The 26,855-nt window shown below is 69.8% G+C and carries 23 protein-coding genes; 12 read left to right on the top strand and 11 right to left on the bottom strand.

Going from position 1 to position 26,855, the window contains the following annotated elements; all coding sequences use genetic code 11:
* Positions 1–109 precede the first annotated feature (109 nt).
* From ABZ911_RS17750 to ABZ911_RS17740, 3 genes are all read right to left on the bottom strand, one after another.
* Entirely contained in the window at positions 110–1,138 is a 1,029-nt protein-coding gene (locus ABZ911_RS17750) for an alpha/beta hydrolase (protein WP_358056387.1), read from the bottom strand.
* 166 nt (positions 1,139–1,304) lie between these two features.
* The gene (locus tag ABZ911_RS17745; protein ID WP_358056385.1) at positions 1,305–3,614 is read right to left on the bottom strand and encodes an FtsX-like permease family protein; all 2,310 of its coding nucleotides are present in this window, start codon (positions 3,612–3,614) and stop codon (positions 1,305–1,307) included.
* Positions 3,611–4,318 carry an ABC transporter ATP-binding protein gene (locus tag ABZ911_RS17740; protein ID WP_358056383.1) on the bottom strand — a complete coding sequence of 236 codons (708 nt, stop codon included), beginning with the start codon at positions 4,316–4,318 and terminating at the stop codon, positions 3,611–3,613. Before ABZ911_RS17740 ends, ABZ911_RS17745 begins: the two co-directional genes overlap by 4 nt.
* A gap of 113 nt (positions 4,319–4,431) precedes the next feature.
* Between ABZ911_RS17740 and ABZ911_RS17735 the strand changes: the two genes are divergently transcribed.
* Together ABZ911_RS17735 and ABZ911_RS17730 are read left to right on the top strand one after the other, a co-directional pair.
* The gene (locus tag ABZ911_RS17735; protein ID WP_358056381.1) at positions 4,432–5,115 is read left to right on the top strand and encodes a response regulator transcription factor; all 684 of its coding nucleotides are present in this window, start codon (positions 4,432–4,434) and stop codon (positions 5,113–5,115) included.
* On the top strand, positions 5,112–6,482 hold the full coding sequence (locus ABZ911_RS17730; protein ID WP_358056379.1) for a HAMP domain-containing sensor histidine kinase: 1,371 nt from the start codon (positions 5,112–5,114) through the stop codon (positions 6,480–6,482). Before ABZ911_RS17735 ends, ABZ911_RS17730 begins: the two co-directional genes overlap by 4 nt.
* 72 nt (positions 6,483–6,554) lie before the next feature.
* Here the strand turns inward: ABZ911_RS17730 and ABZ911_RS17725 are convergent, their stop codons facing one another.
* Together ABZ911_RS17725 and ABZ911_RS17720 are read right to left on the bottom strand one after the other, a co-directional pair.
* Positions 6,555–7,298, bottom strand: a complete 744-nt coding sequence (locus tag ABZ911_RS17725; protein ID WP_358056377.1) for a hypothetical protein — start codon at positions 7,296–7,298, stop codon at positions 6,555–6,557.
* The gene (locus ABZ911_RS17720) at positions 7,295–8,008 is read right to left on the bottom strand and encodes an ATP-binding cassette domain-containing protein (RefSeq protein WP_358056375.1); all 714 of its coding nucleotides are present in this window, start codon (positions 8,006–8,008) and stop codon (positions 7,295–7,297) included. The genes ABZ911_RS17725 and ABZ911_RS17720 overlap by 4 nt, the downstream gene beginning before the upstream one ends.
* 163 nt (positions 8,009–8,171) lie before the next feature.
* On the opposite strand from ABZ911_RS17720, the gene ABZ911_RS17715 reads away from it, so the two are divergent.
* Positions 8,172–9,293: a histidine kinase gene (locus ABZ911_RS17715; RefSeq protein WP_358056373.1), complete on the top strand. Its 1,122-nt coding sequence runs from the start codon at positions 8,172–8,174 to the stop codon at positions 9,291–9,293.
* 60 nt (positions 9,294–9,353) lie between these two features.
* Here ABZ911_RS17715 and ABZ911_RS17710 read toward each other — a convergent pair whose 3' ends face one another.
* A complete protein-coding gene (locus ABZ911_RS17710; RefSeq protein ID WP_358056371.1) occupies positions 9,354–9,845 on the bottom strand; it encodes a TetR family transcriptional regulator in 492 nt (163 codons plus the stop codon).
* Between the two features lie 83 nt (positions 9,846–9,928).
* Here ABZ911_RS17710 and ABZ911_RS17705 point away from each other — a divergent pair, with 83 nt between their 5' ends.
* Together ABZ911_RS17705 and ABZ911_RS17700 are read left to right on the top strand one after the other, a co-directional pair.
* A complete protein-coding gene (locus tag ABZ911_RS17705; protein WP_358056369.1) occupies positions 9,929–10,996 on the top strand; it encodes an FAD-dependent monooxygenase in 1,068 nt (355 codons plus the stop codon).
* A gap of 38 nt (positions 10,997–11,034) precedes the next feature.
* A complete protein-coding gene (locus ABZ911_RS17700; protein WP_358056367.1) occupies positions 11,035–12,327 on the top strand; it encodes a hypothetical protein in 1,293 nt (430 codons plus the stop codon).
* 81 nt (positions 12,328–12,408) lie between these two features.
* Here the strand turns inward: ABZ911_RS17700 and ABZ911_RS17695 are convergent, their stop codons facing one another.
* Together ABZ911_RS17695 and ABZ911_RS17690 are read right to left on the bottom strand one after the other, a co-directional pair.
* Positions 12,409–13,659: an ArgE/DapE family deacylase gene (locus ABZ911_RS17695; RefSeq protein WP_358056365.1), complete on the bottom strand. Its 1,251-nt coding sequence runs from the start codon at positions 13,657–13,659 to the stop codon at positions 12,409–12,411.
* Positions 13,656–14,603 (bottom strand): methionyl-tRNA formyltransferase, encoded by a 948-nt coding sequence (locus tag ABZ911_RS17690; RefSeq protein WP_358056363.1) that lies wholly within the window; start codon positions 14,601–14,603, stop codon positions 13,656–13,658. The genes ABZ911_RS17695 and ABZ911_RS17690 overlap by 4 nt, the downstream gene beginning before the upstream one ends.
* Before the next feature lie 115 nt (positions 14,604–14,718).
* On the opposite strand from ABZ911_RS17690, the gene ABZ911_RS17685 reads away from it, so the two are divergent.
* Positions 14,719–16,035 (top strand): lysine N(6)-hydroxylase/L-ornithine N(5)-oxygenase family protein, encoded by a 1,317-nt coding sequence (locus ABZ911_RS17685; protein ID WP_358056361.1) that lies wholly within the window; start codon positions 14,719–14,721, stop codon positions 16,033–16,035.
* On the opposite strand, the gene ABZ911_RS17680 is transcribed toward ABZ911_RS17685, so the two are convergent.
* Complete coding sequence (locus ABZ911_RS17680; RefSeq protein ID WP_358056359.1) at positions 16,017–16,166, bottom strand: hypothetical protein; 150 nt, start codon at positions 16,164–16,166, stop codon at positions 16,017–16,019. The genes ABZ911_RS17685 and ABZ911_RS17680 overlap by 19 nt on opposite strands.
* Positions 16,167–16,217: 51 nt before the next feature.
* Here ABZ911_RS17680 and ABZ911_RS17675 point away from each other — a divergent pair, with 51 nt between their 5' ends.
* Together ABZ911_RS17675 and ABZ911_RS17670 are read left to right on the top strand one after the other, a co-directional pair.
* Positions 16,218–16,430: an MbtH family protein gene (locus ABZ911_RS17675; protein WP_358056357.1), complete on the top strand. Its 213-nt coding sequence runs from the start codon at positions 16,218–16,220 to the stop codon at positions 16,428–16,430.
* Positions 16,431–16,591: 161 nt separating this feature from the next.
* On the top strand, positions 16,592–17,548 hold the full coding sequence (locus ABZ911_RS17670) for a helix-turn-helix domain-containing protein (protein WP_358056355.1): 957 nt from the start codon (positions 16,592–16,594) through the stop codon (positions 17,546–17,548).
* 9 nt (positions 17,549–17,557) lie between these two features.
* Here the strand turns inward: ABZ911_RS17670 and ABZ911_RS17665 are convergent, their stop codons facing one another.
* Both ABZ911_RS17665 and ABZ911_RS17660 read right to left on the bottom strand, forming a co-directional pair.
* The gene (locus ABZ911_RS17665) at positions 17,558–21,070 is read right to left on the bottom strand and encodes a S8 family serine peptidase (RefSeq protein WP_358056353.1); all 3,513 of its coding nucleotides are present in this window, start codon (positions 21,068–21,070) and stop codon (positions 17,558–17,560) included.
* A 245-nt stretch (positions 21,071–21,315) separates the two neighbouring features.
* Entirely contained in the window at positions 21,316–22,308 is a 993-nt protein-coding gene (locus ABZ911_RS17660; RefSeq protein WP_358056351.1) for a hydroxyacid dehydrogenase, read from the bottom strand.
* Positions 22,309–22,516: 208 nt separating this feature from the next.
* On the opposite strand from ABZ911_RS17660, the gene ABZ911_RS17655 reads away from it, so the two are divergent.
* Genes ABZ911_RS17655 through ABZ911_RS17640 form a run of 4 tightly spaced genes read left to right on the top strand, consistent with a single transcriptional unit; the run spans position 22,517 to position 26,834 of the window.
* Positions 22,517–23,803 (top strand): sugar ABC transporter substrate-binding protein, encoded by a 1,287-nt coding sequence (locus tag ABZ911_RS17655; RefSeq protein WP_358056349.1) that lies wholly within the window; start codon positions 22,517–22,519, stop codon positions 23,801–23,803.
* On the top strand, positions 23,800–24,735 hold the full coding sequence (locus ABZ911_RS17650) for a sugar ABC transporter permease (RefSeq protein ID WP_358056347.1): 936 nt from the start codon (positions 23,800–23,802) through the stop codon (positions 24,733–24,735). Before ABZ911_RS17655 ends, ABZ911_RS17650 begins: the two co-directional genes overlap by 4 nt.
* Positions 24,732–25,598 (top strand): carbohydrate ABC transporter permease, encoded by an 867-nt coding sequence (locus ABZ911_RS17645; protein ID WP_358056345.1) that lies wholly within the window; start codon positions 24,732–24,734, stop codon positions 25,596–25,598. The genes ABZ911_RS17650 and ABZ911_RS17645 overlap by 4 nt, the downstream gene beginning before the upstream one ends.
* Before the next feature lie 6 nt (positions 25,599–25,604).
* A complete protein-coding gene (locus tag ABZ911_RS17640) occupies positions 25,605–26,834 on the top strand; it encodes an alpha-L-fucosidase (RefSeq protein ID WP_358056343.1) in 1,230 nt (409 codons plus the stop codon).
* The last annotated feature ends 21 nt before the right edge of the window (positions 26,835–26,855 follow it).

Below are 26,855 nucleotides of genomic sequence, written 5' to 3'. Positions count from 1 at the left end.
ACCCGCTCCAGCGGCCGAGTCGCCATGGGGCCGGGCCGCCGCACGACCCAGGCCGTCATCATCTCCGCCATCCCTACATGTTCACACGCGCGCCAAACCGAACTGCGAATCAGTGTCCGTGTTTCTTCACATACTCCGTGAGCGAGTCGAGGTAGCCGGGAACGAAGAGGGACCGGGGCGCGGCGACGGCCGTGATCACACCCCACATGTTGTCGGGTTCCTCCAACTCGTATTTGACCGCGTTATGGGAGCCATCGCGGATGATCTCCACACTGAGCAGGTCTTTGGGAATGCCCGCACGGTAGGCGGCCTCCGTCTCCTTGTAATCGACGTTGAGGTCGTGGTCCCCGAGGACGAGAAGGGTCGGGGTGCGCACCTTCGGAAGCTGGTCCGTCACATCGGCCCGGAAGTTCCGGAGCACGAACTGATACCGGTCCTTGCTCATCGGCGGGTTGTCCAGTCCGGACGCGAGGTACTCGTCGTAACTCACGCCCTTCTCAAGGAGGCGAATCTGAGCGGCGCGCCGCTTAAGTTGCGCGTCCAGCGTTTCGGCCGACGCGCCCTGCTCCTGCATGTCCGTCCGCAGGTTGTACTCGCCTTGCCGCAGCCAGTTCACCGCCGCTCCGACGAGAATCATGAACCGCAGGTCCGTACGGTGTCCCGCCACCTTGGGCAGCACCCAGCCGCCCTGGCTGATCCCCCACACGCCGAGCCGGTTGGGGTCGATCTCCGGTTGCTTCTTCGCCCAGTCCAGCGCGGCTTCGACTTCCGCGCTGCGATCGCTCATGCTCTGGTCGAGCCAGTTCCCTGGTGCGCCGTCGATGCCGGGCTTGTTCCAGGACAGCGACGCGTATCCGGCACGTGCGAACGCTTCCCAGATCGGCCGGTAGAACCCGTCCCGGGTGGCGTCCGCCACACCGTCCCCATGAGCGAAGACGACCAGCCCCCGCGGCCCCTTCCCCTCCTCCGGCATCGCGAGCACAGCCTTCAACGGCTGCTTCGGCCCTGGGATGGTCACCTGCACCTCGCGCACGGCGAAGTCGTTCTGAACGACAATCCACACACCGGCCCCGACAACCAACACGAGCACACAGCCGAGGGCAATCCCTGCCCGCTTGATCCATTTTCTTGCCTTCACACATCTATCGTACTCGATGCGATCGTATACATGTCGAACTATTGTCTCTCAGAGGAAAACGTATGCCAAGCCCCTTCGCCCAGCTCAGCGATGCGCGTCCAGGCTGCGGCGGCTCGTGGACCGGCGGCAGGAAGGTGGTCGGTCCACGAGCCGGCCGGAAGCGGGTCTACTCGCTGTGCAGCGCCTTGGCGCTCGTCAGGCGGGCCGCCGACCACGCCGGGAGTAGCGCGCCGAGTACGGCGATCGTGACGCCCGCGAAGGCCAGGAGGACGAGTTGCGGCACATGCCAGACGTCCTTCATGGAGTCGGGGAAGACGACGGAGCCGACGTTGTCCACCAGGGCGCGGTGCCCGGCCATCCCCATGGGGATGCCCAGCAGTCCGGAGGCCGCGCCCAGCAACGCCATGGAGGTCGTCGTCATCGCCGTGACCTGCCACGGCGTCATGCCGATCGACTTGAGCATGCCCAGGTCGCGGCGGCGCTCCCTGATGTTCAGCAGGACGGTGTTGAAGACGCCCAGCGCCGTCACGAGCGTGAGCAGCACGGTGAACACCGAGGCGAAGCCGACCACGGTGGCGGTATCGATGGACTCGCCCTCGTCCGCGTCGATCTCCGCGCGCAGGCCGGGGTCGGCGGCCTTGACCGCCTGGGCGTAGGTCTTGGCGTCGGTGCCGGGCTTGAGCCGTACCTGATAGAGGTCGGCCGGGATCTGCGGAGCGAGCGTGTCCAGCGTCTCCCACGAGGACCAGATGAAGCGGGGGCCGCCCTCCATGACCTCGCCGACGATGCTCGCCCGCGTCTGTTTGCCCTTCAGCTTCAGCGTGATCTGGTCGCCGACCTTCAGCCCGCGCTGAGTCAGGAAGGCGGGCGGGACGACGACATCGCCCGGCCCTTTCAGCCAGCGCCCGCTGACGATCTGGGAGGCCATGCTCGGGGTGTCACCCCGCAGGAAGTGGACGTCGAGCGCCTGCTGCTGACCGGCGAGGTGCACGCCCACGAAAACGCCGGCGGTGACCGTGACGGTGCCGGGGAGGGAGCGGAGCATCGCCTCGGTCTGCGGATCGGTCAGCGTGCGCGTGGGGCCCATCCCCGGTCTGCCGGCGCGTACGAAGAACTCGCTGGCCTCCCCGCCGCTGCTGGCCTCGCTGAAGCTGAGGATCGTGCTGGTCAGGCCGGTGGAGAGAGTCACCGTGGTCACTCCGAGCACGATGGCGCCCATGGTCATGGCCGAGCGCCCGGGGCGGGCGAACGGCTGCGCCAGGCCGAGGCTGACCGAGCGTGGCAGCCGGGTCCCGCCGAGCAGGCGCTGCGTTCGCAGCCCGCGCGTGGCGCGTGGCGCGCTGCCCACGCTGATCGCCAGCGCGGCGGGCAGCCGGTGCGCCCGCAGGGCGGGGAGCAGCGCGGCGAGCACGGCGAGGGTGGGCATGCCGAGGAGGCAGACGACCGGCACCCAGGCGCCGACGGCGATGGTGGCGGTGCCGGTCTCGATCCCTGCGAAGGCGGTCTCGAGCACGGGCGCCGTCAGCAGGCTGCCGAGCGCGGTGCCCAGGACGCTGCCCGCCACGGCCGGCAGGCAGACCAGGACCAGGTAGACCGCGACCACCTGGTTGGGCGTGAAGCCCAGGGCTTTGAGCACGCCGATGTGCCGGAAGCCCGAGATGACCGCGCCGCTGATCACGTTGCCGACGATCAGGACGGAGACGACCAGCCCGAGAACGCCGAAGACCGTCATGAAGGGCAGGTAATCTTCGCTCGGCCCGGAGAAGGCCGCCTTGATGGACAGATAGGAGCGGGAGGTGCCCAATGATCCGCGGGGCAGCTTCGCGGAGACGCCGACCAGGCTCGCCCGCACCTGCTCCTCTGTCGCGGCGGAGGCGAACCGGTAGAGCATCTGGCTGGTCGGCGGCTTGAACGTGGCCAGTTGCTCGGGCACCACCCAGGCCCCGGCGGACTGGCTCATGCTGGTGGCGAAGCCGACGACGGTGAGCGACACTCCCCCCGGGAGTTTGAGCTTCGAGTTCAGGGCTCCGGGCTTGGGCGGGACGTTGAATCGCTGGTTGATCACGATCTCGCCGGGCGCGGTCGGCCAGCGCCCGTGCACGATCTTGACGCGGTCCACCGCGCTCCCGGGGCCGGCTCTGCCCACGACGGTGAGCGGGCCCGCGGGGACGGCTCGCGCGCCCTTGGGAACGGCGACCACCACCTGGTCGAACGGGCCTGCCGCGGCTTCGACGCCCGGCAGGCGCGCGGTCTCCTCCAGTTGCGCGCGCGAGACCTTCGAGGAGTCGAAGGTGGCGACTACGTGGGCGCCGTTCTGCTTGCCGAATGCCTCGTCGAACGGGGAGGAGGCGGCGTCGAGCAGCCCCAGCGCGAGCATGGCCGTGGTGGCCGAGCAGAGCACGACCAACCCGATCACGGCCGTCTGGAGCCTGCGCCGCCATGCCGCCGCGCGAGCGGCTCGCCACACCGCGCTCACAGGGTCGGCTCCAGCGTGCTCTCGCGCACCACTTGGCCGTCGGCGAACTCGACCAGGCGGGTGGCGCAGCGGGAGGCCAGGCGCGGGTCGTGGGTGACGATCAGCAGGGTGTGGCCGAGCCTGTTGAGGTCGTTCAGCAGGCTCATCACCTGATCGCCCGAGTGGCTGTCCAAGGCGCCGGTCGGTTCGTCGGCCAGCAGCAGGGCCGGGCTGTTCATCAGGGCTCTGGCCACGGCGACGCGTTGCTGCTCGCCACCGCTCAGCGTCGCCGGATAGCTGTCCGCGCGGTGGGCCACGCCGAGCTTCTCGAGAAGCTCGTGCGCGCGCTTGCGCGCCTGCCGGGCGGAGGTTCCGGCCAGTTGCGCGGCCAGGGCGACGTTGTCCAAGGCGGGCAGGTCGTCGATGAGGTTGAAGAACTGGAAGATCATGCCGATGTGCCGGCGCCGGAACAGAGCCAGCCCGGTCTCGTTCATGGCGCCCAGATCCTCACCCTGGACCACGATGCTCCCCGAGGTCGGGCGGTCCAGGCCGGCGACCATGTTGAGCAGGGTCGACTTGCCGCAACCCGAGGGGCCCATCACCGCGACCGACTCGCCGGGGCGGATCCGCAGTGACACGCCGTTCAGTGCCGCGGCGTCGCCGTATTTCTTGCGCAGGCCGTCGACCCGCACGACGGGCTCCTGCGTGATGGTGTCTGCAGTCATGACTGGCCAGCGTGGCCCGCCAGGGCGAGAGCCCCGTGTGAGCTGGGCAAGAGGACGGTAAGAAAGACCACTGCCGGCCGCGACGAAAGCGGCGAAACTGGCACGATTCGCAGGTGACGTACACCGTGCTGCTCGCTGAGGACGACGGGCCCATCCGGAAGTCCCTGGAACGTGCCCTCCATTTGGAGGGGTACCGGGTGAGCGCCGTACCTGACGGGGTGCAGGCATTGGCCGCCGCGCACCGCGAGCGCCCTGACGTGCTGGTGCTGGATGTGATGATGCCCGGCGTCGATGGACTGGGCGTGTGCCGGGTGCTGCGCGCCGAGGGCGACCGTACGCCGATTCTGATGCTCACCGCGCGGGTCGAGACCTCCGACCGGGTCGCCGGTCTGGACGCCGGGGCGGACGACTACCTGGCCAAGCCGTTCGAGATCGAGGAGCTGTTCGCCCGGCTGCGCGCGCTGCTGCGCCGCGCGGGTCCCGGTGAGGGACACAACGGCGTGCTTCAGATCGCCGACCTGCGCGTGGATCCCGACGCCAGGCGCGCTTGGCGCGGCGCGCGGGAGCTCGCCCTGTCGCGCACCGAGTTCGACCTGCTGGAACTGCTGGCCCGCAACGAGGGCATCGTTCTCGGACACTCCACCGTCTACGAGCGGATCTGGGGTTACGACTTCGGCCCGGGGTCGAAGAACCTCACCGTCTACATCGGCTACCTGCGCCGCAAGCTCGATCCGCCCGGGTGTCCGCCGCTGATCCACACCGTGCGCGGGGTCGGCTACACGCTGAGGCGGCCATGACGCGGCGCAGCCTGCGCACCACCGTGGCCCTGGCCTTCGCCTGCCTGGTCGCGCTGGCCACGGCGGTGGTCGGCGGGCTCAGCTACGAGACCGCCGCCGGCATGGTGCGCGCCGACGAGGAATCCGTCTTCGCCGGGATCGTCAACGACCTACAGGTCCAGGTACGGCAGGGCCGGTTCACGGCCGAGGACTTCGCCACCGGCAACCCCCGCCAGAACGTCCTGCCCAAGCTGTTGGACGCCACGCGGATCACCGTCCAGGTCCTCGGGCCCCGGGGAACCCCGGTCGGTAAGGAACGCCCCGTTCCGCTCCCGTTCGACAGACTCGACCGCGCCCTCGCCCCGGCTCAGCGTGCCGGAGCGGGCAACCAGCGCGAGGTCGCCCTCAGCGGGTCCCGCTATCGCACCGCCACGGTGGCGCTCGGCGACGGCCGCGGCGCGATCCGGATCGCCCAGCGGCTCGGCGACACCGAAACCCTGCTGTCGGAGCTCCGGCGGTACATCATGCTGCTGGCCGGAGCCGTCATCGTGATCGCGGCAGGCGCGGGATGGTGGCTGGCCCGCCGGATCACCCGCCGCCTGACGCGGCTGGCCGCCGTCACCGCGGAAGTCGCCTCCACCGGCAGACTGGATCTCGTCGTGCCCGTCACCGGAGCCGACGAGATCGGCCGGCTCGGCCATTCCTTCCACGACATGCTCGGCCGGCTCGCCCGCGCCAAACAGGACCAGCAGCGCCTCGTCCACGACGCCGGGCACGAGCTGCGCACCCCGCTGACGAGCCTGCGCACCAACATCGCGATCCTGCAGCGCTTCGGCGAACTCCCGCCCGAAGCCCAAGCCGACCTCCTGCACGACCTGAGCCAGGAAGCGCGCGAGCTGACCCACCTGGTCAACGAACTGGTGCAGTTGGCGGCCGACGAACTCGACGACGAGGAGCCGGTCGACCTCCAGCTCGCCGAGCTCGCGGAGCACGCCGCCGCCACCGCCCGGCGGCGCACCGGGCGCGACATCCTGGTGCGCGCCACCCCTGCCGTCGTCACCGTACGGCGCGCCGCGCTGCTGCGCGCCCTCGTCAACCTCCTGGACAACGCCGCGAAGTTCGACCCTGACGGCACCCAGCCCATCGAACTGATCGCGGACCGCGGCAGGATCGAAGTCCGCGACCGCGGGCCCGGCATCGACGAGGACGACCTGGAGCACGTCTTCGACCGCTTCTACCGCGCCGTGGCCACCCGCGCACTCCCCGGCTCCGGCCTGGGCCTCGCCATCGTCAACGACGTCGCACTCCGCCACGGCGGCACCCCCTTCGCCGCCAACCGGCCCGGCGGCGGAGCCGTCGTCGGCTTCACCCTCGACAATCGCCGATGAAAGATCCGGGCAAGGCGGGCCATGGCAGGAGCAGTCCCGCGGGGCAATGCCGTACCGCGCGACCTTCATCGATCAGCCGATGTCCTTCCTGGTGACGCGCAGTGCCCCCAGCGCCAGAGGGATGGCGACCCAGACCGCCACGGATGTCGCGAGGCGGGCGAAGGCGACCCAGTTCCAGTCCCCGTCCATGAGTGGGTTGGTGGTCGTGTTGACGTCCAGCCAGTCGGCCAGCGTCTCTCCGGCCGTGCCGAGCTGCCTGACGAAGCCCCACAGGGGCGGGCCGGCCATAAAGATCACGATCGCCGCGGGCGCGTTCAGTAGCAGCAGGCCCATGGCCAGGCCCTGGGCGGTCGTCAGGGCCATGACCGCGACCCAGCCCATCAGGGACTGCGGTGAGATGGACCAGGTGGCCTCGACCCCTCGCGCGGCGGCCGTGACCGCCGTCACCGGCACTGCGATCAGCAGCGCGAACAGGCAGGACACCACGGCCGCGCCCAGCGGCGGCAGGCACTTGGCCGCCAGCACCCGCGCCCGCCGCGGCTCGAGCGCGAACGTCGTCAGCGCCGTGCGATGACTCCACTCCCCCGTCACCGTGAGGATGCCGAGCACCGGAAGCAAGATCCCGAACGGGATCGCGGCGGTTCCGGCCAGCGTGAACAGCTTCGGTGGCTCCGACATCGTGACGCCGCGGCCGATGATGAGGGCAAGCGCCAGGACGACCAGGATCCCGGTCATGATCATGCTGCTGCGTGTGTCGAACAGCTTGCGGGTCTCGGCCACCAGCAGCCTGCGGAATGCGATGCGATGCGCGGTCATGCCCGGCTCCTGTCGGCGTCGGAGGTCAGGTCGAGGAAGGTCTGTTCGAGACTGCGGCCCCTGGCGAGCTCGGCGACCGAGCCCTGGGCGAGCACGCGGCCGCAGCCGATCATCACGATGTGGTCGGCGACCTGCTCCACCTCGTGCAGCAGGTGAGAGCTGAGCAGCACCGCACAGCCCGCGTCGGCGAGGTCGCGCAGCAGCCCGCGCATCCACTGGATGCCCTGGGGGTCAAGGCCGTTGGCGGGCTCGTCCAGGATGAGCGCCTGGGGGCGGCCGAGCAGCGCGTGGCCGATGCCGAGCCGCTGCCGCATGCCCAGCGAGTAGCCGCCGACGGTTCGCCTGCCTTCGCGGACGGTCAGGCCCACCAGCTCCAGGACCTCGTCGACGCGCTTCTTGGGCAGGCCGAGCAGGAGGGCGCCCAGGGTGAGCACCTCCCGCCCGGTGCGGCCGGGGTGGTGGGCTCCGGCGTCGAGGAGCGTGCCGACGTCGTACCCGGGACGGTCCAGCTCCGCATACGCCCGCCCGAGCACGGTGGCCGAACCGGAGGTGGGACGGCAGAGCCCGGTGAGGACGCGCAGGGCAGTGGATTTGCCTGCCCCATTGGGCCCGAGGAAACCGGTGATACCGCCGGGGCGAACGCTGAAGGACACCTCGTCAAGCGCCTTCACCCCTTTGTACGCCTTGCTGACTCGATGGAATTCGATCACGGGGCCCAGTCCACCGGATACCCGGCTCTGACCTCATCGGACCTGGGGCGAGGGCCGCGGCCACCAGAGGCCAGACCCGCCGCCCGGAATGTAGACCCAGGTCTGCCCGACCATCGACGCCGGTCGCTAAGCCGGGGTGCGGGCGGTCTCTAGGCTGGGGATCGTGCAGAACCCGTCCCGAATGGGCGACGCGTCGCGCTACCTGCTGGCCGCGCTGCCGCTCCTGCTCGCCGGCCTCATGCTGGTCATGTACTCCGACCCCGCCCATGCCGTCAGGCTCCCTCGCGTACTGGGCGACATGGCGGTGGGCGCGCCCGCAGTGGTCCTGCTGCGCTGGCGGCGCCGGTGGCCGTGGAAGATCGCACTGGCGACGGCCGCGCTCACCGCCTTCTCCATCACCGCGCTCGGGCCCGCCGCCGTCGCGTTCGTGTCCCTGGCCGCGCACCGGAGGTGGCGGCAGATCGTGCCGGTGGCCGCCGTGTTCTGGCTGTGCGTCGTGGCGTCCAGCCTGTGGTCGGACAACCCTATGTTGATCAGCATGTACGGGGTGGTCGCGGCCGTGGCCCTGGCGGGGATGACCCTCTGTGGCCTGTACCTGGGCTCGCACCGCGATCTGGTCGCCGCGCAGGGGGCCGCCCAGGTCGCCGCGCAGGCCCAGAGGGTGGAGCAGGCCAAGCTCGAGGAACGGCTCAAGATCGCCCAGGAGATGCACGACGTGCTGGCGCACCGGATCTCGCTGCTGACGATGCTGGCGGGCGGCCTGGCCTACCGCAAGGACCTGCCCCCCGAGCAGACCCGCGAGACCGCGCTCGCCATCCAGGAGAACGCGCACCAGTCGCTGAACGAGCTGCGCGCCGTACTCGGCACGCTCAGGCGCGACGGCGGCCCGCAAGCCCCGCAGCCGACGCTCGCGCACCTGGACGCCCTGTTCGACGAGGTACGGGCGGCCGGGCAGCGAGTCGAGGTGACCGACAGCATCGACGGCAGGGAACTGCTGCCGACGCGGACGGGGCGGCACGCGTACCGGATCGTGCAGGAGGCGCTCACCAACGCGCGCAAGCACGCCCCGGGTAGCCCGGTCACCGCCGAACTGGGCGGGCGTCCCGGCGAAGGGCTGCGCATCCGGGTGAGCAACGCGGCACCGCCCGGCGGGTCCGCGGGTCCGGGCGGCCGGCTGGGGCTGGTCGGCCTGGCCGAGCGCACCCGGATGGCCGGCGGCACCATCACCCATGCCGTACGAGACGGGCGTTTCATTCTGGACGCCCGGCTGCCGTGGACGGCTTGACCCGCGATCCGAGTGGTGATCGTGGACGACGACCCGATGGTGCGCACCGGCTACCCCATGTCAGAGTTTGGTAGCGAGTGATCGAAGCTCGGCGATCACATCCGCTCCGGTGGGCGCGTGGTCTGGGTCCACCAGCCACTGCAGCATCAGGCCGGTCAGCAGGGCGAGCGGTACCGAACCGCCGATTCCCTCTCGTCCCTCACGCTGTCCCTTGGCGAGGTGTTCACGGACCTCCGGTGACCGCTCGGCCTGCACCGCGGCTTCGAGTTGGGCCACCCACAACGCCCGATGGGTGGTGAAGGTGTCGATCAGTGCCTGCCAGCGATGCTCCGGCTGGTCGGACGGGGTGCGACGGGTGAGTTCATCGCTGAGCTCGTCGACCGCTTCCACCAGGGCTTGGGTGAGCAGGGCGTCCTTGGAGCCGAAGTGGTAGCCGATCGCGGCGTGGCTGACTCCGGCGGCCGAGGCGATGTCCCGGACGGTCGTGCGAGCCCAGCCGCGCTCGATCAGGCACCGCTTGGCGCCGGCCAGCAGATCCTCTCGGTTTCCCATGCGTGCAGCATACCGGAGAGCTTGACCACATGGTCTATCCATATGGTTTGACCAAATGGACAAGAAGTGGCTACGGTCGTGCCATGACCAAGACGAGAGTTCTGATCTCGGGTGCGAGCGTGGCCGGACCCGCCCTTGCCTACTTCCTGCACCGCGACGGATACGACGTGACCGTGGTCGAGCGCGCACCCGAGCTTCGCGACAGCGGCTACGCGGTGGACTTCCGCGGCGAGGCATTCGCCGTGCTGGAGGAGATGGGCATCCTCGCCGAGGTTCGCGAACACGACACGAAGATGCGTGGCGCCGTCCTGGTGGACGAGAGGGGTGTGGAGACCGGGCGGCTGCCCGCCGAGGTGTTCGCCGGCGAGCTGGAGGTGCCGAAGCGGGAGCTGACCCGGATCCTGCACCGAATCACCGCCGACGGCGTGACGTACCTGTTCGACGACTCGATCAGTGCGCTGACCCAGCACGAGTCCGGCGTCACGGTCGAGTTCGAGCGCAGCGCCGTCCGCGAGTTCGACCTGGTGTTCGGAGCCGACGGCGTGTACTCGACGGTTCGGCGGCTGGCCTTCGGCCCGCACGCCGGCAAGCTGCGGCACCTGGGCCTTTCCGGTGCCGGCTTCAGCACCGCCAACTACCTCGGCCTCGACCGCAGCGGACTGCTGCAGTCGACCATGGGCGCGGCGATCTACCTGTTCGCCCTCGACGCGGCGGAGCGCCTCACGGTCAGTCTCTCCTTCGCCACCGGCTCGCCCGAACTGGACCGATGCGACCGAGACGAGCAGGAGAAGGCAGTACGAGCCGCTTTCGCCGGGCACGGCTGGGAGGCGCCCCGACTGCTGCAGGCGATGAGTGAAGCGGACGACTTCTATTTCTCCTCGACCTGCCAGGTCCACCTGGACCGCTGGTCATGCGGCCGGATCGCGCTGGTCGGCGACGCGGGGTACTGTGCCGCGCCGACCAGCGGCATGGGCACCTCACAGGCGCTGATCGGCGCGTGGACGCTGGCCCGCGACCTGGCCTCGGCGGGCGGCGACCACACGACCGCGTTCGCCGCGTACGAGGCGGAACTGCGGCCCTATGTCGCGGAGAACCAGGCGAAAGGCCAGCAGACCGCGACAATGTTCGGCGGCGGAGCCAACGCCGAGTAGCCCGTCCCGGATCGCCCATAATGATCTACCCTGCTGGAATGACTCGCCCCGGAGGACTGCACGGGAGGCGGACGGCGGCGCTGGCCGTGCTGGCACTGAGCCTGGCCGCCTGCGCGAGCGGAACGGAAACGACGCCCAGCCGCGCGAGCACCCCAACGCCTGCGAGCCCGTTTCCCACGCTGGCGGCGGCGCCGGGATGCGCGGCTGCCCCGCGTGCGGCCGACCAACTGCGGCCCGCCGCCGTACGAGAGCCGGGATGGCGGCTGCTCTGGCACGACCAGCCCATCAGCCGCCTTCACAACGCCAGCCTCACGCCCGACGGCGCGCTCTGGGCGATGTACAGCAAATGGGAGGGCGGGAAGAAGGAGGTGCGGCGGTGGGACGGCACGGCGTGGACGCGGATACTGCGGATGCCACCGGAGCCGGTGATGCCCGACGAGGACGCCCCCGAGGGTGACCAGAATCTGGTGGTGCCCTCCGCCGACGCCCCGTGGGTCCTCCAGGAGGATCCCGACGGCGACCCCGGGTGGACGCTGCTGCGCTGGGACGGCTCGGCGTGGCGGGACGAGCAAGTGGCGTTCGCCGATGTCAGCGCCTCGTGGGCGATCGCACAGGGGCCGTGGGTCATGATCGGCGAGTGGTCGATGCGGTGGAGCGGGGCGGGGTGGCAGTCGGCGCTGCTGCCCGTTCCCAACCTGCACTTTCTGAGCGGCACCGACGAGGAGCCGTGGCTGGTCGGCCTGAACCCCGGCCTCACCGCCCTCACCCGGCTCCCGCGCCTGGCCCGGTGGACGGGAAGCGCCTGGCAGGAGGTACCGCTCCCGCGGCCCGCGCTGCCGCCGGACGCCGAGCGCGTGGTCACCGCCTCGTTCTGGAGCGGCACCGGCCGCACCGAGTTGTCGGCGGCGGTGCGCACGGGCGAGGCGGAGTTCTGGGTGCTCGGCAGGTACAAGTGGGGCGAGCATGAGGCCCACGGCCCTCAAGTCGTGACGTGGACCCGGCCCGTCGCGATGCGCAACCAGGCGGGCCGGTGGACCTGCTTCTGGGGTCCGGCGACCACGCGGGAGGAGAAGACGATCGGCTTCGAAGAAGCGGTGCCCGACGGCGCGGGCGGGCTGTGGGCGACGACGGCCGACGACGAGATCTGGCACCTGTCGGACGGGCGCTGGACGCGTGAACGCCTTCCGACCCGCGGCGGCGGTCAGGCCGTCGTGTACGACCTGGTCGCACGGGACGGCCTCGTCTACGCGCTCGGCGCCATCCGCCTGCCCCGCGATCCCGAGCTCTCCGCCTATAAGCAGGGTGCGGCTCTGTGGCGCCTCAGCCCGTGAGGGCCGAGGGCCCGGGCGACGCGATTGTTCCGGCCCGGGCGATGCGGTTGTTCCCGTCGACAAGGGACTCATCGGTCCGTCTCAGTAGGCCTCGCAATGAGCCAGGGCGAGCGTGGTCATCGTCTGGGCGGCGGTCACCACGTCCGCGAGGGACACGAACTCGTTGGGGCCGTGTGCGTGGTCGATGTCGCCGGGGCCGTACTGGACGGTGGGGATGCCGCCGGCGGTCAGGAGGCGGAGATCGCTGCCGAACGGGGCGCCCCAGGACCGCGGTGAGACGCCCGTGACCGCGGTGTGGGCCTCGGTCAGGTGCCGCAGCAGGCCGCCGTCGTCCGAGGGGAGACGGCCAGCGGCGTACTGGCCGCCCCACCATTCCACCGTGACCGGGTTGTCGGAGAGCCAGTCGTCGGCGGCGCAGGCCGCGGAGACGGCCTTCTCCAGGGCCTCTCTGGTGGCGTCCGGCGTCTCGTCCAGTGCGACGCCGATCCGGCCTTCGGCGGTCAGGGCGCCGGGGACGGACGAGGACCAGTCGCCTCCCCTGATCGTCCCGACCTCGATCGCGTAGGGGAGTCTCCAGCGGCGCATCAGCGGGTCCACGTCGGTGTTGCGGCGGGATTCGAGCCTGCGGAGCGCGGCGAACACGGGCCAGAACTTCTCGACCGCGCTGACGCCGGTGTCGCGGCGGGCGGCGTGCGCGGCGCGGCCGGTGATGCGCAGCCGGAACGTCAGGGCGCCCGCGTTGGCCGGAACCACGTCCAGCCCGGTGGGCTCGGCGATGACGCAGGCGTCGGCCCGCCAGCCCCGGTCGAGCAGGGCGTAGGAGCCGAGGCCGCCGTCCTCCTCGCCCATGACGCAGGCGAGCAGGACATCCCCGCGCAGGCGTGTGCGGCGCAACGCGCGCAGGGCGAACAGCTGGGCGACCAGCCCGCCTTTCATGTCGCAGGCCCCACGTCCGTACACCCGCCCGTCCTTGACCAGACCGCTGTACGGCTCGGCGCTCCACGCGTCGAGGTCGCCCGGCGGGACGACGTCCACGTGCCCGTTGAGCATCAGGGAACGGCCGCCGCCGGTGCCGGGCAGTCTGGCGACCAGGCCCCACGCCTGGTCACGCGGCACCTCCATGCCGGGGAAGTCCGGCGAGGAGGTCAGCGTGTCCATCGGGACCGGCCAGTGGTCGACCTCGAAACCCTCGGCGCGCAGCCATTCGGCCAGCCGTACCAGGATGGTCGCCTCGGCGGGGGAACCGCCCACGCTCGGGATCCGGATCAGCTCGGCCAGCAGGCCGGCCATGGCGGCCTCGTCGGCGGCGAGGGTCGTGACCGGGTCGCTCATGCCCGGCTGGTGAGGTAGCCGCCCATGGTCCGGAAGAGGTCGGTGGCGGGCAGTTCCGTGCCGTCCTCGGTGCGGACCCTTTCGATCACCAGGCCGTGGCTGCGGCCACGCCGGGCCTCGGCTCCGGCGACGATGACCACGCCGTCCCCTTCACGGATGAAGATCCGCCCCGGTGTGCCGCCGTAGATTCCGCTGGACACCGACGCCTTGGTCAAACGGACACGCGAGCCCTTGTAGTGCGTGAAGGCGTTCGGGTAGGGGTCGGACTGCGCGCGTACCAGGCGTTCGATGTCCTCGGCCGGCCAGGTCCAGTCGATGTTGCTGTCCTCGATCGAGCGCTTGTGGAAGAAGCTGGCCCGCGACCGGTCCTGCGGCGTGTAGACGACCTTTCCGGAGGCGATGAGGTCCAGTGACTCGGTGACGATCGGGGCGATCAGGTCGACCGTACGGTGGAACAGGTCGGTGACGGTGTCGCGGTCACCGACCGGGATGGCACGCTGGAGCACGATGTCGCCCGCGTCCAGCTCGTCGTCCATCATGTGCGCGGTGACGCCGACCTCCTTCTCGCCGTTGATCAGCGCCCAGATGAGCGGGGAGAAGCCGGCGTAGGCGGGCAGCAGCGAGTCGTGCACGTTGAGGGTGCCGTGGCGGGGCAGGTTGAAGATCTCCGGCGGGATCCACGTCCGCCAGTTGTTGGCGACGAGGAGATCGGGGGCGGCCTCCTTGAGCCTGATCATCAGCTCCTCGTCGTCGGGCCGGTTGCGCAGCAGCACCGGAACGCCGTGCGCCTCGGCCAGCTCGGCCACCGAGTCGCTCCAGATCTTCTCATAGGCGTGGTCACTCTTGGGGTGCGTCACGACGAGGACGACTTCGTGCTCAGAGTCCAGCAGCGCCTGGAGCGTACGGTGCCCCCAGGTCTGATAACCGAACATCGCGACCCGCATGAATGGCTCCTTGTGAGAGAGGTGCGAAAAAGGTTAGGCTCACCTTAATTAGGCGAGCCTAACCTAAATGGAGTCGTCGCTCCAGCCCCTATTCACCTCTGGAAAGGGCCTCTTCATGTCCCGTGCCGAGCACCATGTCCACGATCTCGTCGGCATCGGTTTCGGACCGTCCAACCTCGCTCTGGCGATCGCGCTGCGTGAGCACAACGCGCGGACCGGCGACAGAATCGACGCGGTGTTCCTGGAGAAGCAACCGGCCTTCGGATGGCACCGGGGCATGCTGCTCGAGGACACGACCATGCAGGTGTCCTTTCTCAAGGACCTGGTCACCATGAGAAACCCGACCAGTGAGTTCAGCTTCCTGAGCTACCTGCAGGACAAGGGGCGCATGGTCGACTTTATCAACCACAAGACGATGTTCCCCTCGCGGATGGAGTTCCACGACTACCTGGAATGGGCCGCGGCCCCGTTAGCCGACCAGGTGGAGTACGGGTCCGAGGTGGTCGCGGTCACCCCGGTGTCCGTGGACGGGACCGTCGAGTTCCTCGACGTGGTCGTCCGGCAGAGCGACGGCGCCGACGAGCTCACCACCCGCCGTACCCGCAACCTGGTCATCGCCGCGGGACTCGAGCCGGTGCTTCCGGAGGGAGTCGTAGGCGACGACCGGGTCTGGCACAGCGAGGAACTGCTGGACAATCTGCCCGGACTCGGCGAGCCGCGCCGGGTCGTGGTGGTCGGCGCGGGGCAGAGCGCGGCCGAGGTGACCGCCCACCTGCACGGCAGATTCCCGGACACCGAGGTATGCGCGGTCTTCTCCAAGTACGGCTACACGCCCGCGGACGACAGCTCCTTCGCCAACCGCATCTTCGACCCGGCGGCCGTGAACCACTACTTCGACGCACCCGACGAGGTCAAGGCGAAGTTGAACGCCTACCACGCCTCCACCAACTACTCGGTGGTGGACCTGGAGCTCATCGACGAGCTCTACCGGCGGCACTACCAGGAGAAGGTGCGCGGACGGGAACGGCTGCGCATCCTCAACGCGTCCAGGCTCGTCGAGATCGCCAAGGCCGAGACCGGCGTACGCGCCACGGTGGAGTTCCTGCCGACAGGGGAACGCGCCGTGCTGGACGCCGACGTCATCGTCTTCTCGACCGGCTACCGGCCAGGGGACCCGCTCACCCTGCTCGGCGCGACCGGCGAGTACTGCGACCAACTGCCCGGCGGCGGTGTGCGGGTGGAGCGCGACTACCGGATCGCGACCTCCGAGGCGATGCGCTGCGGCATCTACGTCCAGGGCGCGACCGAGCACACGCACGGCCTGACCTCGACACTGCTGTCCAACACCGCGATCCGGGTCGGTGAGATCGTTCAGTCGGTGGCCGCACGGCTACCGAGCCAGGACCGGGACTCCTACGCGGTCTCTCGCTGACTCTCCCCGTGGTGGCGGCCGATCGGGATGACCATCGGCGTCCCGCTGACCGGGTCGGCCGCCACCACGCAGCGCATCTCGAAGCCCCTCGACTGCCCCTGACAGAGGCGCTCGCCGACGATCTGATCCACATTCTCGACAGGGCTGTCCCCGGCCCGTCGGACCCCGAGGAGGAACCGCACATGAGCACGAACCCCTTCGACGACGCCGAGGGTCGCTTCCTGGTCCTGGTCAACGACGAGGACCAGCACTCTCTCTGGCCGTCCTTCGCCGAGGTACCCGCCGGGTGGACCGTCGTCTTCGGCGAGAACACCCGGGAGTCCTGCCTGGACTACGTCGAAACCCACTGGACCGACCTGCGTCCCCGCTCCCTCGCGGCGGCCATGGACGGCTGACCACGTCCTTCTCCGTGCCGGGGCGAGCGGCTTCCTGCTGAAGGACGCGCCGCCCCGTGAGCTCGACGAAACCGGTCTCCCTACAATGGCCAGGTGAACCACGCGTTTCGGGTAGATGGCCTCATCGTGGCGGAGATCCTCGACCGGATCTTCCCGATGACGTGCTGAGCGCCGCAGGGCTGAGCGCCGAGGAGGAGGCCGCCTACCGGCTTCTGGTCAGGACCGCCGGGGTCGAGCCCGCCGAGCTGGCGGAGGAGCTCGGTGTCGAGGGCGAGGCGGCGTGGCGGGTGCTCGGCTCACTGCTCGGCAAGGGCCTGGCGCGTGCCGTACCGGGAGAGCTTGGCAGGTTCACCGCTGTCGCGCCCGATGTGGCGCTCGCGGCCCGGCTGCACAGGCGGCAGGAGGAGGTGGACCGGGCCAGGCAGGCCGTGGAGCAGCTCACCGGGGAGTACCTGGCCTATTCGCGGCGCCGGGAGGCCGCCCAGCTGATCGAGGTGATCACCAGCAGGACGGCGCTGCGCGAGCAGTTGCGCCTGCTGCAGGACAACGCGCGGCACGAGGTCGTCAGCCTCTGCCGGGCCGGGCACGTGGCGATGACCTCGCAGGAGAACACCGAGGAGCTGGCCGCGCTGCGCCGCGGGGTGGGCTACCGCGTCCTGTACGAAGGGTCGCTGCTGGAGGAGCCGGGCATGCTGGTCAACCTCGCCGACGGCATCAAGCTGGGTGAGCAGGCGCGCGCCATGCCCACCCTGCCGGTACGGATGATCATCGCAGACGGCGAGCTGGGGGTGCTCCCGCTGATCCAGCACACCGGCGGGCTGACCCAGCTCACCGCCGCGCTGATCAGGCCGAGCAGTCTCCTCGACGCGCTCAAGGCGCTGTTCGAGAGCCTCTGGGTGCGGGCCACCCCCGTGAGTCTCACCACGCCGGGCAGCCCGCTCGACTCCGACCACCTCTACCTGCTGTCACTGCTGGTGGCGGGTGTCTCCGACAAGGCGATCGCCACGCAGTTGAAGGTGTCGCAGCGGACCGTCCAGCGCCGGATCAACCGGCTGATGGAGCAGGCGGGCGCCCAGACCAGGATGCAACTGGCCTGGCACGCCGCCCGCCAGAACTGACGGTGACGGTCAGTACGCCCTGATCACCGTCTGCCGGACCTGGTTGCCGCCGGAATCCGTGGCCGTGACGCGCAGCGACGGCTGCGGCCGAAGGACGACCGCCTGGAAGCGACCATTGCCGAGCGAGAGAACCGGCTGCCTGCGCCAGGTCGCGCCGTCGTCATAGGACAGCTCCAGCCGCAGGTCCTTGGCGGTCAGCCCGTTCACACCCCGCTGGTGCCGTACGGCGAAGCCGAGCAGGCCAGGCCGTACGTCGTAGTCGACCTGCAGCAGCGGCAGCACCTGCTGGCCCTGCTTCGACCTGAACGTCCAGGCCGTCTCGGTCGCGATCGCCCGCGTCCACTCCTCGGAGGTCCGCTTGGTGGACAGTTCGAGGCGGTACTCGGCCTCCTGCGGCACGGCGGGGAAGGCACCCCAGGCGGCGTCGCGTTCCTCCACGAGCTCGCCGTCCCTCAGGAACCTGGCCGAGGCGCTGTCGTTGTCGACTCCCGCGCGGGAGACGTGGCCGGAGGCGTCGACGAACTCGGGGACGCGGATCTCCAGGGTGTCGCCCGTGCGGGTGGAGGGAGTCAGCCAGTCGGGGATGGCGGGCCGTACGACGGGCGCGTGCCAGCTCTCGCTGACCCGCTGACCGGGCTGGTAGGTGCGGGGCGGCTCGGTCAGCCCGTCCTGCAACCGGTTCATGTCGTCCCAGGTGTATTGGTGGTTGACGATGTGCTGCCAGGAGGAGCCGTCCGCGCTGACGTACTCGGCCCGCCGCGACGGCGTCTTCACGATCCGCTGCGTCTCCATCTGGTTGCCCAGGGAGTAGGCCTGCCAGGGCCGCCAGCCGAACCGCTGCTCCTTAGCCCACCCAAACCCACCCACGTCCTGATATTTCGTATCAACGCGGGCGGTGTTGCGGTTGCTCACCTCGTGCACGATCTTGTCCGGCACATGCCCACTGGAGACCTGCATGACCTCGTAGAGGTACGGCGACGCCATCGTCCCGCTGATGTCCAGCAGGGCGTGACCCTTCCTGACCCGTTCGAGCAGCCGCTGCCCGTGATCGTTGGCGATCAGCATGACCGGGATGGGCAGCGACACGTTGACCGGGCTCCATCCACGCCCGAGCGCGTCGTCGGGAGTCATCACGATGATCGCGGCGACCGCCTTGGCCTTCACCGCCGCCTCAGCCGCGTCCTCCCATCCCATCGACGGGTCCCCCATCACGGCGACCTTGCCCCGCGCGCTTCCCGCCCCTTCCGCGAGCCGCCACAGGTGACGGCCCTCCACACCGGGCGAACCGCCCAGAAAGCCCATCGGGTACGGCTGCGCGGACCCCGTCACCCGCGCGGAGATCTTCGGAGCGACCAACTGCCAGCGGGAGGCGAACTCGAACGCGCCCTCGCTGACCGGCCGGGTCGGCGAGACGTTGAGCCCCTCGACGACGTCGAAGTTCATGACGCCCTGAGAGATCTTGCGCGAGCCGAAGGCGCGATGGGTGAAGTAGGTGAAGATGCCCACCTGCTCCACCGGCTCGCTCACCTTCACGGTGACGGGACTGGTCTCGCGGTAGTCGAGGACCACCTCCAGGTCGCGGTCGACCTTGAGCTCCGGGATGACGACGAGCCCGTCGCGCGGGTGCATACGGCCCCACCCGCTCGCCAGGTTGATCGCCTGCGTCATGTAGGTGCCCTCGGAGACCTCCACGGTCAGGCCCTCCTTGGGCACCCAGGTGAAGACATCGTCCTGCCGCGAGGCGCCGTACATCGACAGGGTGTCGGTGCCGGTCGGCTGACCCGCCGCGTCCACGGCGGTGAACCGGACGGTGTGCTGGGGTCCCTTCCAGGTGAACGCCAGCGTGGTGTGCACACTCTCGGCTCCCGAGGTCGCGGTGACATGCCCGCCGTACCTGCCGAAGGGCAGCTTGGCCAGGTCCACGCGGACCTGGACCTCGGCGGTGCCGCCGGGCGCGACGGTCACGCTCTGCGCGCCGAGCACGGCGCCCTCGAGGGTGCTGGAGAGCGACAGCGTGACCGGCGCCGCCGTGCCGTTGGTGTACGTGATCGTGCCCTTGGCCGTGCCCGTCCCCTCACCCTTCTGGTGCTTGCCGAGGTTGACCACGCCCGTGGCCGTCACGCCCTGCCGCAGGGCGCGCGCCACGTCGAGCCTGCCCGCGCCCGCGTCGTCGACCTGCTGGCCGGCCACCGTCCTGGCCGAGCCCACCAGGGCGTCCTTGATCTGCCCCGCCTTCCACTCCGGATGGCGCTGTTTGAGGATCGCGGCGGCCCCCGCCACGTGCGGCGTGGCCATGGAGGTGCCCGACGCGGCCGTGTACTGCTCGTCGACGGGCTGGCCCATGCCGGTTCCCGTCGCCCTGGCCGCGACGATGCCCACGCCCGGCGCCGTGAGGTCCGGCTTGGGCGCGTCGTCCAGGCGCGGGCCCCTGCTGGAGAAGTCCGCGATGGCGTCCTTGCCGTCCACGGCGCCGACGGTCAGCGCGGAGGTGGCCGCTCCCGGGCTGCCCACGGAGTAGGCCGCGCCGTCGTTGCCCGCCGCGACCACGAAGAGCGCACCGGTCTGCTCGGTGAGATTGTCGACGGCGACGCTGAGCGGGTCGGTGCCGTCGGTGGGGCCACCGCCGAGGCTCATGTTGATCACCGACGCCCCCTCGGCGGCGGCCCATTCCATGCCCTCGATCACGCCGGACAGGGTGCCGGACCCGTCGTCGCCGAGCACCTTGCCGATGATCAGCTCCGCGCCCGGGGCGACGCCCTTCTTGCCGACCCCGCCCGCGATGGTGGCGGCCACGTGGGTGCCATGCCCGTGGGCGTCGTTCACGTTCTCGTCGCCGGTGAACACCTTGGTCTGCTTCACCCGGCCCGCGAGATCCCGGTGGGCCGCGTCGACTCCGGTGTCGAGGACGGCGACCTTGACGCCCTTGCCGTCGAACCCGGCCTGCCACGCCTCGGGCGCGCCCACCTGCGGCACGCTGTGATCGAGCGAGACCTTGACCTTGGCGTCGAGCCAGATCTTCGCCACGCCCTGGGCCAGGCTCGCCCGCTCCTCGTCCAGAGACTTCCACAACTGGCCGATGGTGCGCTTGTCCGCCGAGACGGCCCGCCCGTTGACGCTCTCCAGCGGAGTCGCGGTCCTGGCGGCCATGGCGCCGTAGACGAACAGCAGCGGCAGCTTGTCCGTCGTCGCGTCGTCGTAGCCCTGCTCGATCAGGTCGGTGACGGAGAACAGGCTCGGGTCCAGCCGGTTGGCCGCCAGGTAGGGCACCATGTCGGCGGGCAGGACCCGCAGCTCGCCGTCCTCCTCGGTGGTGTGGAAGCCCATCCGGTCACGGCCGGGCCCCGGCTTCACCTCTACCGCGCGTCTGCCCGGCTCCGCCTCCCTGACGGTCACCACGTCACCGGTGATCAAGGTGACGCGATGGACGCCGGAGGCGGCAGGCTGTGCCGCCGCGGACAACGGGGAACTCAGCAGGGCGGCGGTGGATACTCCCACCGCCGCCACATGTGCGGACCAGTGCATGGGGGGCAAACCTCTCGTATCAACAGCTAGTGACCAAGAGAGTGGGCGATGGCGGCCCGGCCCGCCAGCACTCAGACCTGCCGTTTGTCTGCCATGTCGCTAATGCGACAGCGGAGGCAGCTCTGGCGGCACGGCGGCCGTGGTCTCCCGCCGGCCTGATGATGAGCCGGTGCCCGCAGGGTCAGCGGGACCAGGCTGGGCCGGATTCGGCGGTCCGGGGCGGCGGGGGCGGACCGGGCCGGTGGTCACGCCCGTAGGCTCGCCAGGGCGGGGTCCACGGCGTGGCGGAGCGGCACTCCCGCGAGCAGGCGGCGGACCTCCTCCAGAACCAGTTCGCCCATCCGGGCGCGCTCGGCGCCCATCGCCCCTGCCAGATGCGGCGTCAGGACGACGTTGGGCAGGCCGTACAGCGAGGATCCCGAGGGTGGCGGCTCCGGCCAGGTGACGTCGAGGACCGCGGTGAGGTCGGGCCGGCGCCGGAGGACTTCGATGACGGACGGCTCGTCGACGACGGCGCCACGGGCGGTGTTGATGAGTGTCGCACCGGTGCGGAGCCTGGCGAGGAGGTCGCCGTTGACCAGGCCCTTGGTCTGTTCGACGAGCGGTGCGTGGAGGCTGACGACATCGCAGCTCTCGAAGAGTTCGGTGAGCGGGACCAGGCGCACTCCGAGCCCCGCCGCGACCGCGGGATCGGCCACCGGATCGGTCGCGACCACGTCGAGGGCGAAGCGGCGCAGGTGGGAGGCGACCAGGCGGCCGATCTCGCCGAGGCCGAGCAACCCCACCCTCGACCCGTACGCCCCGGTGACCCGTACCTCGTCTGGATAGCGCCTCTGCTCCTTGATCTCGCGGGAGATCCGGTGGAACTGTTTGAGCGCCAGCAGGATCTGGGCCAGCGTGAACTCCGCCACCGGGATCGCGTTGGCCGACGCGGCGGAGACGATCGGGATCTGTCGTGCCCAGAACTCCGGCGTGGTCAGCGAGCGCACGGAGCCCGCGGCCACCAGCACCGCGCGCAGCCGTGGGGCGTGGCCCAGCAGGCCGGTGTCGAGGACCGGCGCTCCCCACCCCGTGAGCAGGAGGTCCACCTCGTTCAGCACGCCGGGATCGGCGGCCAGTTGCTCCCGCGTCAGCGCGGGCCGCTGCCATCTGACCAGGTCACCCAGTCCTTGGAGCACCGATTCCGGGTAGACATCCGCCCGGCGGCGCTCCTCCATGACCAGCAATGCTGTCGCCATCTCTCACTCCAAGGTCACATTTACATCGGATGTATGGGCAGGCGTCTCGCCGCACATTAGATCGGTACCAACGGTGAGCTTCTAGTCATCGGAGCATTGACCTTGAACGCACACAGCGTTAGCGTCCGGAAAACGCTATCCAAGGAGAGGGAGTCGTCCACATATGCGAACAGCCTCCACACACAGAACACGATTGATTCTGGCTTCCATGATGGTGCTGTCCGGATGCTCGTCAGGCGCGGCGGGAACGAACGTCGAGCAGAACGCCAAGGCTTCGCTCGAGCTCTGGACCAGGACCACGCCCGGCGGGCCCGGCGAGCAGGGCACGCTCAGGCTGGCGGCCGCGTTCGAGAAGGCGACGGGGTACAAGGTCAAGGTGACGGCGATCTTCGACGACTTCGAGACGAAGATGCAGCAGCGGGCCGCCCAGAAGGACCTGCCCGACATCGTCATGAACGACGTCACCCAACTGGGCACCATGCAGAGCCAGGGTCTGCTGCGGGAGATCGACCTCGGCAAGCTCGCCAGCGCCAAGGACCTCACCGAGCGCGGGCTCGCCTCCGGCAAGGCCATCGACGGCAAGCAGTACAGCGTGCCGTACTCCGCCCAGGCCACCGCCCTGCTGATCCGTAAGGACTGGCGGGAGAAGCTGGGCTTGCAGGCGCCGCAGAGCTGGGCCGATCTCGCGGCCATGGCCAAGGCGTTCACCGAGAAGGACCCCGACGGCAACGGCAAGAACGACACCTACGGGCTGGCGGCGCCGCTTTCGACCAAGCGCGGCTACGCGTCGTGGTACTTCTCCAACTTCCTCTGGGCGGCCGGTGGCGACTTCGTCGCCGACGCGGGCGGCGGCAAGTTCAAGCCGGCCATGTCCACCGCCGAGTCCACCGCCGCCATGCAGTGGTTCCGCGACCTCGGCTGCAAGGACAAGGTCATCCAGCCCGGCGCCGTCACCATGGACACCCCGCCGACCAACGAGACCTTCGAGGCGGGCAAGACCGGCATGTACGTCGTCGGCCCCTACCTCCTGCCCCGGTACGACAAGTCGCTCGGCAAGGACAAGTACGAGGTCGTGCCCATGCCCAAGGGCGCCAAGAACGCCGACGTGCTCGCCGAGGGCGGCGCGATCTACCTGATGGCCGGCTCGCCGAACAACGCCGCGCAGGACGCCTTCGCCTCCTTCGCGACCTCGGCGGAAGGCCAGAAGGTGGGTATGGAGGGCGACACCGCCTACATCGTCCAGTTGCCCGTCAACAAGTCCGTCGACATCAGCCAGGTGCGCCCCGATCCCCGGTGGAAGACCTTCGCCGAGATCTACCAGGCCTCCGGCCACTACGCCCCGTCGATCCCCAACTGGACGCCGGTGCGGCAGACCGCGGCGGAGACCGTCAACGCCCTGGTCGCGGACTGCGCCCTGGACCTGAACGCGGAACTCCGGAAGCTCGACACGAAGCTCGCCGAGATCCTGGCGGAGCAGGGCGTCGCCGCGTCATGAGCGTTGACCAGGCGGAGCCAGTCACCGTCGATCCCGCCGCTGCCCCCGCTGTACGCAGGGGCAGCGGCCGGGGCGGGCGCTGGTGGGTACCGTGGCTGTTCCTGTCCCCCGCGCTCATCCTGTTCCTGTACTTCAAGTTCGTCCCGATGGGCAACGCCCTCGTGATGTCCTTCCAGAACGTGCAGCCGTTCCTGGGCAACCAATGGGTGGGCGGGGACAACTACGCCAAGGTCGTCGCCTCCGACGGCTTCCAGCAGGCCGCCTGGCACACCGTGCTGCTGGCGCTGTGCCAGACGGCCGGTTCGATGCTGCTCGGCCTGGTCCTGGCGCTGCTGATGGAGGGGCAGAGTCACCGGCTGAGCTTCATCCGCTCCGCAGCCTTCCTGCCGGTCGTCGTGCCGATGGCGGTCGTCGCCGAGCTGTGGCGGATCATGTATCACCCGACCGGCGACGGCATGCTGAACTCCCTCATCGGCCTGGTGGGGCTCGGCCCCTCCGGGTTCATCAACGACCCCCACACCTCGATGGCCTCGGTCATCGTGACCGGCATCTGGCGGGGCGCGCCGTACGACATGATGATCTTTCTGGCCGGGCTGGCGGGGGTGAACCGGGACCTGTACGAGGCGGCGACCGTCGACGGCGCCTCGCGGGCGCGCAGGCTGCTCCACGTGACCCTGCCCGGCCTGCGGTCGGTGTTCTCCATCCTGTTCATCCTGGCCGCCATCCGCGGGCTGCGGGTCTTCACCGAGGTGTTCCTGCTGACCAACGGCGGCCCGAACGGCTCCACCGAAGTCGTCATGACCCTGATCACCAAGTTGGGCCTGGAGCAGAACCGGCTGGGCGTCGCGTCGGCCGGGGCGGTCCTGCTGTTCCTCGCCACGCTGCTGCTGACCGTGGTCGTGTCCGTCCTCAGGCGAAGGGAGAAGGAATGAGCGCCGCCAGCGAGACCGCCCTCGGCCTCAAGGAGAGCACGACGGCCGCCGGGCGGCTGCTGAAGCTGGTGATCCACACGCTGGTCCTGGTGGTGTTCGCGGGGCCGCTGCTGGCGCTGCTGGTCAGCGCCTTCAACCATGTGTCGGATCCGACGCAGCTGAGCGTCGTGCCCTCCAACCCGACCCTGGACAACTTCACGGTCGCCGTCGACCAGGGCGTGCTGAAGTACCTGCTGAACTCCTTCTTCGTGGTGGGGTTCGGGCTGCTGCTGCAGGTGGTGGTCTCGACGCTGGCGTCCTACGCGCTGGCGCGCAAGAGATTCCCGTTCATGACGCTGGTGTTCGTCGCCATCCTGGCCACGCTCATGCTGCCGGAGGAGATCCTGGCGATCCCGCTGTCGCTGATCCTGTCCGACCTGCCGCTGCTTCATGTCAACCTGATCGGCACCCTGGCCGGCATGATCGTGCCGCTGGGCGCCTGGGCGTTCTCCATCCTGGTCATGACGGAGTTCATGAAGGACGTGCCGCGGGAACTGGAGGAGGCGGCGCGCATCGACGGGGCCGGCGAGCTCCGGATCTTCGCCCAGATCATCCTGCCGATGTGCAGGCCGGCCCTGGGCGTCATCGGGGTCTTCGGCTTCACCATGATCTGGGACCAGTACCTGCTGCCGATGCTGGTGGCCAGCGACTCCTCGACCTACACCCTGCCCCTGGCCCTGCGGACCCTGCGGATCGACCCGATCGTCACGCCCGGCGTGGTGATGGCGGCGTCGTTGCTCGCGCTGCTGCCCTCGGTGATCGTCTTTCTGTTCTTCCAGCGCTCGTTCGTGCACGGGCTGTCGTCCGGCGCCCTCAAGGGGTGATTTTTCATGACCTGGTTTACTAATGATCGTTTTGGCATGTTCGTGCATTGGGGCCTGTACTCGCTGGCCGCCCGGCACGAGTGGGTCAAGACGCACGAGCGGATGACCGACGAGCAGTACCAGCCGTATTTCGACCACTTCGATCCCGACCGCTACGACCCTGCCGCCTGGGCCAGGACCGCCAAGGCCGCGGGCATGCGCTACATCGTGCTGACGACCAAGCACCACGACGGCTTCTGCCTGTGGGACAGCGAACTGACCGACTACAAGGCGACCAACACCCCCTGCGGGCGCGACCTGGTCGAGCCTTTCGTCGAGGCGTGCCGCGCCGAAGGGCTCAAGGTCGGGTTCTACCACTCGCTGATCGACTGGCACCACCCCGCCTTCCCCGTGGACGGGACCCATCCGCAGCGCGACTCCGAGTCCGTCCCCGCCGGGGACATCGCCGAATACCGGCGCTACCTACACGGCCAGGTCAGGGAGCTGCTCACCCGCTACGGCACGATCGACTACCTGTTCTTCGACTTCTCCTACTCCACGCGCACCGAGTGGTGGGGCGGCAAGGGCCCCGAGGACTGGGGGGCGAAGGAACTGCTGGCGATGGTACGTGAGCTGCAGCCGGGCATCCTGGTGAACGACAGGCTGGGCATTCCCGGCGACTTCATCACGCCCGAGCAGTACCAGCCGTCGGGGCCGCTCGCCGGGCTCTGGGAGGCGTGCCAGACACTGAACGGCAGCTGGGGTTACGACCGGGACAACCTCGACGACAAGAGCGCCGACCTGCTGATCAGGATGCTCGTCGACGGGGTGTCCAAGGGCGGCAACCTGCTGCTCAACGTCGGCCCCACCGGGCGCGGGGAGATCGATCCCCGGGCGGCGGCCGTACTGGCGGAGATCGGGTCGTGGATGGATCTGCACGAGCGCGCGATCCGCGGGTGCGGGCCGTCGGAGTTCACCGCCCCGCCCGACTGCCGCCTCACTCAGCGCGGCGACCGGCTCTACCTGCATCTGTTCAGCTGGCCGCTGCGCCATGTCCATCTGCCTGGTCTGGCGGGCAAGGTCCGTTATGCCCAACTGCTCAACGACGCGTCGGAGATCAGGCAGGTCACGACGGACCCGCGCCAGACCGCCCACAACACCCGGATGGGTGGGCAGCCGCCCGGCACCCTCACCCTTCAGCTGCCGGTGCGACGCCCCGGCACGCCGGTGCCGGTCATCGAGCTCTTCCTGTTCTGAGGCGGGCGGGCCCGCAGGCCC

The sequence above is a fragment of the Nonomuraea sp. NPDC046570 genome, assembly GCF_040645915.1.
Classification (GTDB): domain Bacteria; phylum Actinomycetota; class Actinomycetes; order Streptosporangiales; family Streptosporangiaceae; genus Nonomuraea.
This window is presented reverse-complemented; position numbering and strand designations above follow the sequence as displayed.

Bases quoted from the DNA above. Each gene is read 5' to 3' on its own strand.
- ABZ911_RS17690 (WP_358056363.1), bottom strand. From the start codon at position 14,603: ATGCGGGTCGCGATGTTCGGTTATCAGACCTGGGGGCACCGTACGCTC.
- ABZ911_RS17655 (WP_358056349.1), top strand. From the start codon at position 22,517: ATGATGGTGCTGTCCGGATGCTCGTCAGGCGCGGCGGGAACGAACGTC.
- ABZ911_RS17650 (WP_358056347.1), top strand. From the start codon at position 23,800: ATGAGCGTTGACCAGGCGGAGCCAGTCACCGTCGATCCCGCCGCTGCC.
- ABZ911_RS17705 (WP_358056369.1), top strand. From the start codon at position 9,929: ATGACCAAGACGAGAGTTCTGATCTCGGGTGCGAGCGTGGCCGGACCC.
- ABZ911_RS17665 (WP_358056353.1), bottom strand. From the start codon at position 21,070: ATGCACTGGTCCGCACATGTGGCGGCGGTGGGAGTATCCACCGCCGCC.
- ABZ911_RS17645 (WP_358056345.1), top strand. From the start codon at position 24,732: ATGAGCGCCGCCAGCGAGACCGCCCTCGGCCTCAAGGAGAGCACGACG.
- ABZ911_RS17725 (WP_358056377.1), bottom strand. From the start codon at position 7,298: ATGACCGCGCATCGCATCGCATTCCGCAGGCTGCTGGTGGCCGAGACC.
- ABZ911_RS17660 (WP_358056351.1), bottom strand. From the start codon at position 22,308: ATGGCGACAGCATTGCTGGTCATGGAGGAGCGCCGCCGGGCGGATGTC.
- ABZ911_RS17700 (WP_358056367.1), top strand. From the start codon at position 11,035: ATGACTCGCCCCGGAGGACTGCACGGGAGGCGGACGGCGGCGCTGGCC.
- ABZ911_RS17730 (WP_358056379.1), top strand. From the start codon at position 5,112: ATGACGCGGCGCAGCCTGCGCACCACCGTGGCCCTGGCCTTCGCCTGC.
- ABZ911_RS17685 (WP_358056361.1), top strand. From the start codon at position 14,719: ATGTCCCGTGCCGAGCACCATGTCCACGATCTCGTCGGCATCGGTTTC.
- ABZ911_RS17740 (WP_358056383.1), bottom strand. From the start codon at position 4,318: ATGACTGCAGACACCATCACGCAGGAGCCCGTCGTGCGGGTCGACGGC.
- ABZ911_RS17640 (WP_358056343.1), top strand. From the start codon at position 25,605: ATGACCTGGTTTACTAATGATCGTTTTGGCATGTTCGTGCATTGGGGC.
- ABZ911_RS17675 (WP_358056357.1), top strand. From the start codon at position 16,218: ATGAGCACGAACCCCTTCGACGACGCCGAGGGTCGCTTCCTGGTCCTG.
- ABZ911_RS17695 (WP_358056365.1), bottom strand. From the start codon at position 13,659: ATGAGCGACCCGGTCACGACCCTCGCCGCCGACGAGGCCGCCATGGCC.
- ABZ911_RS17710 (WP_358056371.1), bottom strand. From the start codon at position 9,845: ATGGGAAACCGAGAGGATCTGCTGGCCGGCGCCAAGCGGTGCCTGATC.